Source organism: Sinomicrobium soli, from assembly GCF_003285545.1.
In the GTDB taxonomy this organism is placed as follows: domain Bacteria; phylum Bacteroidota; class Bacteroidia; order Flavobacteriales; family Flavobacteriaceae; genus Sinomicrobium.
The window spans coordinates 38,142-51,017 of record NZ_QLNV01000008.1; the positions used below are offsets into that span (position 1 = coordinate 38,142).

The window sequence follows — 12,876 nt, forward strand, 5'->3', positions numbered from 1 at the left end:
CATCAAATAAGTTTCTTTGTCTGGTGATTAGCTAACGAACTAAACTTTAACATTTATGAGAATCCGGAATTGTTTATTTCATTTTCCAGTTTTACTGGCTTTTATGGTCTGTACGGGCTTATCGGGGCAGACCGTGATCAGTGGAAGCGTATTTTCTTCACAGGACGGGGAACCTTTGCCCGGTGTCAATATTGTAATACAGGGAACCTCGGAAGGGACCGTGACCGATTTCGACGGTAAATACAGCCTCACTGTCCATACGGAAAATCCTGTATTGGTGTTCAGCTACGTGGGTTTTAAAAGCCAGAGTGTTGCCGCAGGGAACAAAACAGTGGTGGATGTCGGTATGGAAGAAGACCTCTCCGCACTGGATGAGGTTATAGTGGTGGGCTACGGTACCCAGAGGAGGAGAGATGTTACCGGGGCAATTTCTTCCATCAGTACAAAAGATGTGGAAGGCGTTCCCGTACGGAGCGTGGACCAGGTGCTGCAGGGCAGGGCTGCGGGAGTTTCTTTTGTACAGAGTTCGGGAATGCCCGGTGCCGGTGCTTCCATAAGGATACGGGGAGGAAACTCCATCAACGGTAGTAACGAACCCCTTTATGTGATCGATGGTGTGCCCATTACGGTAAATATCGGTGATGCCGCTTCATTAAACCCGCTTAACAGCATTAACCCGAGCGATGTGGAATCTATTGAGATACTGAAAGATGCATCTGCCACCTCTATTTACGGTTCCCGGGGCGGGAACGGGGTAGTATTGATTACCACCAAAAGAGGGAAATCGGGAAAAGGAAGAGTGAATGTAAATTATTATTCAGGTATCCAGAAAGAAACAAAAAGGTATAACCTGCTGAATGCAAAGCAGTTTGAAACTTTGGCCAATGAAGCCAGTATTGCAGATGGCGGCCCCATACTGTACGACCCGGCACTCCACCCGGCAACTACCGACTGGCAGGACGCCATGTTGCGCAATTTTGCCCCGGTACACGATGTGAATGTGTCTGCAAACGGCGGAAAGGAAGGGAGCACCTATATGGCATCGTTCGGGTATTTCAAGCAGGAAGGGATTATAAAAACTTCAGATCTCGAACGCTATTCGTTCCGCCTGAATATGGACCAGGTCATATCCGATAAGGTGAAAATAGGGAATAACCTGTCGGCCAGCTATGTGCAGACCAACAGGGCCAATAACGGTTCCCTGTTCTCCATGCTTACCCTGCCTCCCAATCTGCCGGTAAAACAGCCGGATGGCAGCTATACACAGTTCAACAATCTCGGTATTGGCTTCAATAACCCCATAGCCCTGCTCAATGATTATAAAAACCTGACCAAGACTTTCAGGGCCATAGGCAACCTGTTTGTCAGTGTGGAGCTTATGGAAGGGTTGACGGTCAAGAGCAGCTGGGGGCTGGATTATATCAATAACAGGAACGATACGTACCTTCCGCAAACGGTATATACCGGGGCATTGATAGGAGGGGACGGCTCCGTTTTTACGGGGAGGTCCATTACCTGGCTGAATGAGAATACCGCAAATTTCGTACGGTCTTTTCAGGATCACAAAATAGATGTCCTTGTAGGTTTTACCCAGCAGAGTTCACGGTATGAATCCCTGGGAGCTTCGGCTACCGGTTTTTTAAACGACATCACCAATACCAACTCTTTGGGACTGGGCGATCCCGAGGCGGCAGTACTTCCCTCGTCTTCTTCGTCGAACTGGGTGATCCACAGTTATATCGGAAGGGTGAATTACAATTTCAGGGACCGCTACCTCCTGACATTGACCGGCAGGGTCGACGGGTCGTCGAGGTTCGGTTCGAATAACAGGTACGGTTTCTTTCCTTCTGCGGCCTTCTCCTGGAGAGCGATTGATGAAGCGTTTATAGAAAACCTCAATGTGTTCAGCGACATGAAAGTGAGAACCAGCTACGGGATCACCGGAAACCAGGAAGGGATCGGGAATTACCCGGCGATCGACCTGTGGGGAGGGACCCAGTATGTGATCGGCGACCAGATCGTATCCGGGATTACCCCGTACCAGATGGGAAACAGGAACCTTAAATGGGAACGTACGCAACAGCTGGACGTAGGCCTGGAACTCGGGTTTTTCAACAACGATCTCACGCTGGTCACCGACCTTTACTACAAAAAGACCAACGATCTGCTGCTCAATGTCCAGGTGCCGGCCACTTCGGGTTTTACCGAAGGGACCAGGAATATCGGGTCGATAGAGAACCGGGGGGTGGAACTGACGGTCAATGCGACTCCTTTTCACGGCGAAAAACTGAACTGGAACAGTAGTTTTAACATTACCTTCAACAGGAATGAGATCCTCAACCTGGGCGGGGAAGAAGAGATACTTCCTTCGTCTTCACCTACCATACTCCGCTTGGGTGAAAGCCTCGGTACCTTCTACGGGTATAAGTCGGAAGGGCTTTTTCAGAGCCTGGAAGAAGTGGTTTCTTCGGCTCAGCCTACGGCCCGGCCCGGAGATGTGCGATATGTAGATTACAATGGGGACGGGGTGATCAACGATAACGACCGGCAGATTATAGGTAATGCCCAGCCGAAATTTTTCGGGGGTTTTTCCAATACCCTGAGTTATAAAGGATGGGAGCTGACCTGCCTGCTGCAGTATTCCTACGGGAACGATCTCTATAACCTCAACCTGAGAACTCTCGAAAACCTTACCGGACTACAGAACCAGCGCACCACGGTAATGGACCGGTGGACTGCAGACAACAGGAATACGTATGTTCCCAGGGCCACGGCTACCAAACCCATGGATGTATCTTATGACCGTTATGTGGAAGATGGGTCCTATTTAAGGCTTAAGACTTTACAGCTGGGCTACAATATCCCTTCCGGTATTATCGACCGGCTCGGGCTCAGCAATGCACGGATCTTCATCAATGCACAAAACCTGGTGACCTGGACCAACTACACCGGCCTCGACCCGGAAGTCAGCAGGTATGGTTCCGACAATATCAACCAGGGCTTCGACTCCGGTGCATACCCTAATACGATGACTATCACTACCGGGGTTAATATCAATTTCTAATACCAAGAGAATTATGAAAAAAATACTGTTTACCGTTCTTGTCATAGTCTTGTACGGTTGTTCCAAACTGGATATAGAACCGGATGGGGTAAATACTTCCGACAACCTGTTTAAATCGGCCAAAGATGCCCAGGCCACGGTAAATGCCATATATGCGGCCCTGCAGACCCACGATGTGTACAACCAGTTCATGGAAGTAGTCCAGTCGCAGGGAACCGATGATGCCGAATGGGGATACGGGCGCAATACCAGCAACGGGGATAAACTGCAGATGGATAAATTCCAGTTCGACGCTTCCTCCGGCCTGGTCTACCGATTCTGGGAAAACCATTACAAGAATATCAACCGGGCCAATATAGTCATTAAGAACATTCCCGGAATGGAGCTCGATGAGGAGGTTAAAAACCGCTTTCTGGGGGAAGCCCGTTTTCTCCGTGCCCTGATGTATTTCAACATGGTAAGGCTGTTCGGAAAAGTTCCCCTGCTCACTTCGCCTACCGAGGTGCTTGAAAACCTGGATGTGGCAAGGTCGGAAGTCGAAGAGGTCTACGACCAGATAGAAGCCGATCTGCAGTTCGGAAAAGAACACCTGCCTTCCCAGTACAGCCCTTCCGACTACGGGAGGCCTACCCGGGGAGCAGCAATGTCCCTGCTCGCAAAAGTATACCTGACCCGGAAAGATTATCAGAAAGCAGCGGCGGAGGCCCGGAGCGTTATGGACCTTAAAATATACAGCCTGTGGCCTGAGTATGAAGAGGTGTTCGACATTGCCAATGAGAATACCGGGGAGTCTATTTTTGAGATACAGTTTACCAATACCCAGGGAACGAGTTCTACCGTGAGTTCATCCTACCAGGGGTTTTTCAAACCTCCTTCCAGTGTCTTGCCTCCCGGTCCGGAAGGCTTTGCCGGGTACGGGGATAATCCCGTTACCGAAAACCATTACCTGTCTTATGCTCCGGGAGATAAAAGAAGGGAAGTTAACGTATTGTACATCCCCACGGCACCTTCCTCAATTCAGTATCCCTACTACGTGAATAAATACCACGACCCCAATGCCATCACGGTGGAAGATGGCGGGAATAACTACTACATCCTGCGATATGCCGATATCCTCCTGATGTATGCCGAAGCAGAGAATGAACTGAGTGCGGGAAGTCCGCAGGCCTATGAAGCATTTAACCAGGTAAGGCGGCGGGCCTTCGGTTACCCGGTACAGGCACCGTCTCCGGCCGATCTGACGACAGGGCTGAGCCAGGAACAGTTCAGGGATAGCATCATGCTGGAACGGAGACATGAATTTGCCTTTGAAGGACAAAGGCGTTTTGACCTGCTCAGGTGGGGAAAACTGCTGGAAGCCATGAATGCCCAGGACCCTACCATAGATATACAGGACAGGTATGTATTATTTCCTATCCCGACAGATGAACTTCTGCTCAACGACCTGCTCGACCAGAACGAAGGGTACTAATATTCACAAACCGACTAAAACGAATTCAAATGATGAATATCAAAACAATAAGATCTGCTTATCCGCTGCTGCTGTTACTTACGGTGTTGATGCAGCTTGCGTGCGACGACAAGGAGTCGCTGAGCCAGATAGGGGACCCGGAATTTTATGTGCGGTTGCCGGATTCGCTACCGTCTACGGCCTATCCGGACAACCCGCTGGAGATCAGTGCGGAAGTGTTTTCCGAAACCGGCTTGTCCAAAGTGGAGACCCGGATGGATTTTCAGGCTGTGGAAAACAGTGAACAGCTTGCCTTTGACAATGAATATGAAGGCATTTACAATTTTACCTTTGTTCCGGGAAGGGAAGACCTCGGCAAGCAGCTGGAGTTTGTGATCGTTGCCTATAACAAGGCCGGGCATACCTATGCTGCTCCCTATTCCGTTTCTGTGGTGGCCGAACCGGTCATCATCGCTATCAACCTTCCCGAAAACCTTCCCGACTCCCTGGAAGTAGGGGAAATGCTTGAATTTGATGCCGTTATTAATTCCGGAGACGAACTGGCAAAAGTAGAAACTTTCACCGGAGATATGGTGCTGGAAGACCTTAGCGTAGAAGATTTTGAAAACCCTTTCCATATCGCCTATCCCTTCAGTTACGAATTCCTGGAAGAAGATGCCGGCGAAGACATGACCTTTACCATCAGGGTCACCGATGTGGAGCAGAAAGTCCGTGAAGCCCTGTTTACCGTATCCGTAACCGGGTTGCGGGTACCCAAACCGGTGATATCGTATGAGGATGTTCACCTGGGAATGCAGTCCAGTACGGCCTACGGTCCTTTTGCCAATTTACCTGACAATGAAATATACGCGGTCCCGGATGCGAAAGTGAATAGCGCTTCCATAGATCTCGGGGTATTCAGGAGTAGTTCATCGGGGATAAACATTTTTTCACCTTCCTATGAAAATGCCGCCACTTTTATCTACAACACCACCAACTGGGGAGGGGACAACCTCGCTTCCTGGACCGTACGCAATGCTACCGAAATAAGGAAAATAGCCCCTGGATTGCTTACGGAAGAAGCATTTGAAAGTATGGCGGATGACGAACTGATGATTAGCGTATTCGAGGCGAGCGGTCCTTCGGCAGAAGCGGTTACCGGGGTGTCTTCCGGTGATATTTTAGGATTCAGGACATCGGAAGGAAAATACGGGCTGATCCTGGTAAAAGATCTCGTGGCACAACCGTCAGGGTCCATGACCTTCGATTATAAGATACAGCAATAATGGTATGATGACATGGAAAGACCATTTATTAACTCGTAACCCGAATAGTATGAAGCCGAAAAAAATACTTTTCTGCCTGTTCATGGGAGGACTGATCTCCTGTGACGGAGATATGACAGCACCGGATAACACCCCTTTGGGAGATACTGAAAACGCGACACTCACTACAGCTGTTCCTGCCGTAGTGGAGGTCGTACAGGAAAACGGGGCGTGGACACTGAAGCGTAACGGACAGCCTTATATTGTAAAAGGGGTAGCTGCCGGAAAATCTACATATCCCGATGCGGATTATTACCTGGAGATGCTGGAATCATTCAGCGGGAATACGGCGAGGACCTACAGCGTAAATGAATATACGCAGGATGTACTGGATGCCGCCTATGCCAACGGGATCAATGTGTGCCTCGGGCTCTGGATAGGGAGAGAAACGGATGGTTTTGATTATAACGATACTACCGCGGTACAGCAGCAACTCGATAATTTAAGACAGCAGGTGCTGCAATATAAAGATCATCCTGCCTTGCTGATGTGGGGTATAGGGAATGAGGCAGACGCTTCGTATACCAATCCCAAATTATGGGATGCCGTGAACGATATCTCCATGATGATCCATACCGAGGACGGCAATCATCCCACGACGACCATGCTGGTCAACTCGTTGCCTTCTAAAGTTACAGAGATCATGAACAGGGCATCCGACCTTGACTTTCTGTCTGTTAATTCCTATGCCCCCAATCTCCCTGCAGTACTGGGTAACCTGCAGACAGCCGGGTGGACCAAGCCTTATATGATTACCGAGTTCGGGCCGAGAGGGACCTGGCAGATGGGCCCCGAACCGGCCCGTATCCTGCCTTGGGGAGCCCTGGTGGAGCAAACCAGTACCGAAAAGGCAGAAGATTACCGGAGCAGTTATAACCAGCATATCAAGGCCAATTTTAATAATGGCTGTCTCGGGTCATTTGCATTTGTCTGGGGGCACCAGACCCACGGGGATGTCCCTACCTGGTTCGGGTTTCACAATACCGAGGGCAGGTCCTTCGGGGCGGCGGATATTATGAAAAGGGTATGGTCTGACTGGTATCCGGCAAACCGTGCTCCCGAGATCACCTCGAGGAATAACATGACCCTGGAAGGAGAACATGCGGAAGATGCCGTTTCCCTGACCAAGGGAAATCTGTACCGGGCCAAGGTGGTGGCTACCGATCCTGACGGAGATCCGCTTACCTATGATTGGGTCCTTGTTCCGGAAGGAGTGGCGGGGCCCGACGGAGGGCCTCATCCGGGGCTGCCGGGATGGGTGCTTACCATATCCGGTAACGAAGCCTGGTTCAGGGCATGGGATACCGGCAATTACAGGTTGTATGCCTATGTGAAGGATGACCATAATAAAGTAGCCAGTGCCGTCATCCCTTTTCAGATCAATGAACAGTAAGACCTATGGCTGACTTTGGCCTGCCCGGGGATTTCGGGATATGAGCAAAAGGGATTTAAGAACATTTCGAAACGTAAGAGAACTCATTTGGTGAGTAAAGTGTAACCATAAAACAGGATAACATTGAAAAAGATTATTTTAATACTGGGAATGACCATCGGGGTCTTAAATGATATGAATGCCCGGGAATATGATATTTGTGTCTACGGCGAAACCTCTGCCGGGGTTACGGCCGCCGTACAGGCCGGCAGAATGGGAAAAAGTGTGGTCCTGATATCAAACTCCGCCCATGTGGGAGGTACCACGACCTCGGGGCTTACCGCTACCGATATTAACTCGCATTTGTCCATCGGCGGGCTTTCCAGGGAGTTCTACCAGAGAATTTACCGGTATTACCTCGATGCTGCCACCTGGAAAAACCAGGAGAGGGACGCATATTTTCAGTCCATCGTAAAAAGGGTATTTAAAGGGAAAAGCGATCCGCTGAAAATGCAATGGGTATATGAATCACACGTTGCGGAGCAGATCATGAGAACCATGCTGCTGGAAGCGGGAGTCAGGGTGCTTTTTAACGAGCGGCTGGACCTGGAAAACGGGGTGGTCAAAAAGGAAAACACCATCCATAAGATTACGATGGAAAGCGGAGAGGAAATTACAGCAAAAGTGTTTATAGATGCCACCTACGAGGGCGACCTGATGGCAAAAGCAGGAGTTTCCTATACCTATGGGAGAGATGCCAACAGCGACTATAACGAAACGTATAACGGGTATCGCCCCAATGAGATAGTCGGCCTGGAGGAGAAGGGGATTTCGGTAGACCCCTACAGGGTTAAGGGAGATCCTGCATCCGGGCTGCTGCCTTTTATAGAAGCTGATGCGGGGACTGTGCCGGGCAGTGCAGACAAACGTATGCAGTCGTACTGCTACAGGCTTACGCTTACCGACGACCCTGCCAACAGGGTACCCATCCGTAAACCGGAAAACTACGACCCGCTGTGGTTTGAAGTACTTGCCCGCCAGCTGGAACTCGACCCTGCCATTCCCCTTAGAAAAAAGCTGATTACACTCACTCCCATGCCCAACAGGAAGACGGACACCAACCATCTTGATTTCGTCGGTGCGAATTACAGCTATACGGAAGGAAGTTACGAAGAAAGGGAAAAGATTGCAGCCCTGCACAAGGATTACGCCCTGGGGAAACTCTGGTTCCTGGCCAATGATCCCAGGGTACCGGAACACATACGTGAGGAGATGAGTGAATGGGGACTGGCCCGGGATGAATTTGTGGATAACGGGAATTTTCCGCACCAGCTCTATGTCCGGGAGGCCAGGAGAATGCTCAGTGATTACGTGATGACCGAACACCATTGTACCGGGGAGGAAATAGCCCCGGAATCCGTAGGGCTGGCAACGTACTGGCTGGATTGCCATTATGTGTCTATGGTAGTGGACCAGGAAGGAAACCTCAGGAAAGAAGGGACGTACTGGATGAACACTCCCAATTACCCGGTGAGCTATAAGTCTATCCGCCCCAAGGAAAAGGAATGTGATAACCTGTTGGTACCTGTCTGTCTTTCCGCCTCTCATGTCGCCTTCGGATCGATAAGGATGGAACCCGTTTATATGGTGCTCGGGCAATCCGCAGCTACGGCAGCCGCCCTGAGTATAGACAGGGAATGCAGTGTGCAGGATGTTCCTTACGAGGTTTTGAAGTCCAGGCTGGTCAGTGACGGCCAGATATTGAAGCGATAAGGCAGGACGGGGGAGAAATTTTGAAAGTTGAATTATAAATGTGGAACAACATAACTCTGATTTTAAGACCGATCAAATGGAAAATATGATAAAGAAAATTATAAATCCGGTGCTGGTCATCGCATGTCTTTCGGTAATCCCGGCTTTCCTTGCGTGTGAGAATGACGATCCGCAGGTAACATATGAATTGCCGGAAGAGGAATATCCCACTGAAGGGCCGGTCAAGGCCGAAATAATCTATGAAGGAGAGGTGCCCAGACTGTACAGGAACGGAAAACCGTATTATGTAAAGGGAGCAGCTTATAATAATTTTATGGACCTGGTCCCGGAATACGGGGGAAACTCTATCAGGACCTATAGTGTGGATGAAAATACCCAGGCTGTGCTGGACAGTGCACTGGCCAATAAACTCACCGTATGCCTCGGGATCTGGGTAAACCGGGAAACGGACGGGTTTGATTACGATAACGCACAGGAGGTAGCGGAACAGAAAGAACGCGTACGGGAGGAGGTCCTGCGGTTTAAGGACCATCCGGCAGTGCTGATGTGGGGTATCGGGAATGAAGTAGATGCACAGTATACCGATTATAAGGTATGGAATGCCATCGGGGATATTTCCGATATGATCCATGAACTGGATACCAACCATCTGACCACTACCGTACTTGCGGGGGCGGACCCGAAAGATATTGAGGAGATCATGGAGAGGGCGCCGTCGCTGGATATCCTGGGGGTCAATTCCTACAGTGCCATCGGTAATGTACAGAAAAATACGGCTTCCGCAGGCTGGACCAAACCCTATATGATTACCGAATGGGGCCCGAAGGGAACCTGGGAAAATGTTTCAAAGACCTCGTGGGGAGGCATACAGGAACTCAGCAGTACCGAAAAGGGAGAAGTATACAAGAATACTTATACCAGCCATATTGCAGCAAATTTCAACAGGGGATGTGTAGGTTCCTATGCCTTTTTATGGGGATACCAGCTCCACGGGGCGGTTGCTACCTGGTATGGTGTTTTTACCCCTAAAAAGAAGCCGCTTGAAACTGCTCATGCCCTGTACTACTCATGGAGCGGGTCCTATCCGTCGAACAGGGCCCCGAGAATTGAGAATTCGGGAGATATCCTATTGAACGGTCGGACAGCAGATGAAAGTATTGTGGTAAAGGCAGGGGAAGACAACTTTACCCATGTGAGGGCCGTAGACCTCGAGGGGGACGAACTGACCTATGAATGGCAGATCGTACGTGAAGGGTTTGTGGTCAGTGATGACCAGGAGTTTGAGGGTTCCCTGCCGGGACTGGAGGGACTGTTTGAGGATAACAGTAAGAGAAATGCCCGGTTTGTAATGCAAGGTGAAGGCACGTACAGGCTGTATGCTTTTGTATATGACTCCGAGGGCAACGTAGCCAGTGCAGTCATCCCCTTTAAAGTGGAAAAATAATATTCTGTTTATGAAGAATACTTTTAGAACAGGGCGCCCCGGAATTCTCATGGTCGCTGTAATCATGAACTTTACCGGTTACTTCTCCGTATACGGGCAGGGAGAACCGGGATACCTGGATCCGGGACTTCCGGTAGCGGAAAGGGTCGAAGATCTTCTGGAGCGGATGACACTGGAAGAAAAAGTAGGGCAGATGAGCCAGTATGTAGGGCTTTTTCACCTTGAAAAATCGGCAGATCTCGATACCCCGATCGACCTGATGGCGGATGATGCCAATGCCTTTTATCCCGGGTTGAGCGGCAAGGGGCTTTACGACCTGATCGGGAAAGGAAAGATCGGGTCATTTTTGCATGTACTATCTGCAAAAGAAGCCAACCAGTTGCAGAAAGCAGCGCGGCAGACCAGGCTCCGGATACCGTTGCTTATCGGTATAGATGCCATTCATGGCAATGCCCTTTACGAAGGTGCCACGGTATACCCGACGCCTTTGTCTATGGCCTCTGCCTGGGATACCGGCCTCGTACGTGAAATAGCCCGGCAGACCGCCCGCGAAATGCGGGCCACGGGAACGCATTGGGCCTTCTCCCCGAATATAGATGTTGCCAGGGACCCCAGGTGGGGCAGGGTCGGGGAAACCTTCGGGGAAGACCCTTACCTGGTAAGTGCCCTCGGGGTAGCCATGGTAGAAGGTTTGCAGGGAGATGATTTCGGGCAGCCGGGTAATGTACTGGCCTGTATCAAGCATTTTGTGGCAGGAAGCGAACCCGTAAACGGTTTGAATGCCTCCCCGATGGACGTAAGTGAAAGGACATTGAGGGAGGTGTACTTTCCCCCGTATCGGAAGGCAATCGAAGCCGGGGCGTTTACGGCCATGGCCGCCCATAACGAGATCAACGGAGATCCCTGCCACGGTAGCAGATACCTTCTGACCGATATCCTGCGCAAGGAGTTTGGTTTTGACGGTTTTGTAGTCAGCGACTGGATGGATATAGAAAGACTGAAGACCGTGCACAGGGTGGTGGAAAATCAGAAGGAAGCCTGTTTCCGCGCTGTTGATGCCGGAATGGACATGCATATGCACGGTCCTGATTTCCTGGAACCGGTGGTGGAACTCGTACAGGAAAACCGTCTGGCAGAGGAAAGAATAGATGCAGCAGTCCGCAAGATACTGGAAGCCAAATTCAGGCTCGGCCTTTTCGAAAACCCCTTTGTTGATGAAGCGGAGGTCCCTCACCTTATCCGTACGGCCGGGCACCAGGCTACAGCGCTGGAAGCCGCACGGAAATCCATCGTCCTGCTGAAAAACGAAGGAGTACTTCCCCTTAACCCCGATAACGTTAAAAACATCCTGGTTACCGGCCCTAATGCCGGTAACCATACCATTCTCGGGGACTGGACTTTTGAGCAACCTTCCGGGAATATTACCACGGTGGCAGAAGGCTTTAAGGCCATAGCCCCGCCGGGTGTAAAACTGGATTATTACGATATGGGCAAGCAGGTCACCGAAGTTACCGGGGCCCATATCGAAGAAGCGGTGCGCCGCAGCAGGGAGGCCGATGTGGTAGTAGCAGTGGTAGGCAGTAATTCCCTGAGGTATGAAAGCAGGTTCAAGACCAACGGCGAAAATGTGGCCCGGGACAACCTGGACCTTGTAGGGATGCAGCAGCAACTCATAGAAGCACTTTACCATACCGGGAAACCTGTAGTGGTGGTGCTGGTGAACGGCAGGCCCCTCGGGGTGGAGTGGATCGCAAACCATATCCCGGCGGTTATAGAAGCCTGGGAACCCGGGAGTGCGGGCGGACAGGCCATAGCCGAAATTATCTTCGGAGAGGTCAACCCCAGCGGAAAACTCCCCATAACCATCCCCCGTAATGTAGGGCAGGTGCCTTCGTATTACAATCATAAAAACGCGCATTATGTGAAGAAGTACAAGTGGTCGGAAACAGGGCCGCTCTACCCGTTTGGTTTCGGCCTGAGCTATACCGGGTTTGAATACTCCGACCCGGTGCTCTCCGCAGAGAAAATAAAAGCCGGGGAAAAGGTCACGGTAAGGGTAAGCGTATCAAACACCGGGGAGCGTACCGGGGAGGAGGTCGTACAGCTTTATGTACGTGATCTTTACAGTTCGGTGACACGGCCTTTAAAAGAGTTAAAAGGATTTAAACGGATCAGGCTTGAACCGGGGGAGCGTAAAGAGGTCGTTTTCGAACTGGACGAGGAGGCTTTTTCCTTTTACAATATGGATATGGAGCGTATCGTGGAACCGGGCGCATTCTTTATCATGACCGGAAGTTCCTCGGCAAACGAAGACCTGAAAACAGCCGAACTTGTGGTGGAATGAGGTGGTTGGAAGCGCGAAGCTCAAAGACGGGGAGACAGGGAGTTTTTTAATTTTGGAAACCTGTAACCTGCAACCCAAACCCCCTGCATCAAACCAATTATATT

General features: G+C 50.5%; 7 protein-coding genes. All 7 read left to right on the plus strand.

All coding sequences use genetic code 11. The features are described 5' to 3' along the window. The first annotated feature begins 55 nt into the window (after positions 1-55). The 7 genes from DN748_RS11735 (at position 56) to DN748_RS11765 (ending at position 12,772) form a co-directional block, all read left to right on the plus strand. The gene (locus tag DN748_RS11735) at positions 56-3,064 is read left to right on the plus strand and encodes a SusC/RagA family TonB-linked outer membrane protein (RefSeq protein ID WP_112372023.1); all 3,009 of its coding nucleotides are present in this window, start codon (positions 56-58) and stop codon (positions 3,062-3,064) included. A 13-nt stretch (positions 3,065-3,077) separates the two neighbouring features. After that, positions 3,078-4,535 (plus strand): RagB/SusD family nutrient uptake outer membrane protein, encoded by a 1,458-nt coding sequence (locus DN748_RS11740; RefSeq protein ID WP_112372024.1) that lies wholly within the window; start codon positions 3,078-3,080, stop codon positions 4,533-4,535. Positions 4,536-4,564: 29 nt separating this feature from the next. Next, on the plus strand, positions 4,565-5,800 hold the full coding sequence (locus tag DN748_RS11745; protein WP_112372025.1) for a hypothetical protein: 1,236 nt from the start codon (positions 4,565-4,567) through the stop codon (positions 5,798-5,800). 49 nt (positions 5,801-5,849) lie between these two features. Beyond that, positions 5,850-7,232, plus strand: a complete 1,383-nt coding sequence (locus DN748_RS11750; protein WP_161554548.1) for a glycoside hydrolase family 2 TIM barrel-domain containing protein — start codon at positions 5,850-5,852, stop codon at positions 7,230-7,232. Between the two features lie 123 nt (positions 7,233-7,355). Then, entirely contained in the window at positions 7,356-8,984 is a 1,629-nt protein-coding gene (locus DN748_RS11755; protein WP_201741471.1) for an FAD-dependent oxidoreductase, read from the plus strand. A gap of 85 nt (positions 8,985-9,069) precedes the next feature. Beyond that, entirely contained in the window at positions 9,070-10,428 is a 1,359-nt protein-coding gene (locus tag DN748_RS11760; RefSeq protein ID WP_161554549.1) for a glycoside hydrolase family 2 TIM barrel-domain containing protein, read from the plus strand. A gap of 10 nt (positions 10,429-10,438) precedes the next feature. Further along, positions 10,439-12,772, plus strand: coding sequence for a glycoside hydrolase family 3 N-terminal domain-containing protein (locus tag DN748_RS11765; protein ID WP_201741472.1), 2,334 nt, complete (start codon positions 10,439-10,441; stop codon positions 12,770-12,772). Positions 12,773-12,876 lie beyond the last annotated feature (104 nt).

What these genes read in the sequence shown, in the direction of transcription:
- DN748_RS11735 (WP_112372023.1), top strand. Translation starts at nt 56, where the DNA reads ATGAGAATCCGGAATTGTTTATTTCATTTTCCAGTTTTACTGGCTTTT.
- DN748_RS11740 (WP_112372024.1), top strand. Translation starts at nt 3,078, where the DNA reads ATGAAAAAAATACTGTTTACCGTTCTTGTCATAGTCTTGTACGGTTGT.
- DN748_RS11745 (WP_112372025.1), top strand. Translation starts at nt 4,565, where the DNA reads ATGATGAATATCAAAACAATAAGATCTGCTTATCCGCTGCTGCTGTTA.
- DN748_RS11750 (WP_161554548.1), top strand. Translation starts at nt 5,850, where the DNA reads ATGAAGCCGAAAAAAATACTTTTCTGCCTGTTCATGGGAGGACTGATC.
- DN748_RS11760 (WP_161554549.1), top strand. Translation starts at nt 9,070, where the DNA reads ATGATAAAGAAAATTATAAATCCGGTGCTGGTCATCGCATGTCTTTCG.
- DN748_RS11765 (WP_201741472.1), top strand. Translation starts at nt 10,439, where the DNA reads ATGAAGAATACTTTTAGAACAGGGCGCCCCGGAATTCTCATGGTCGCT.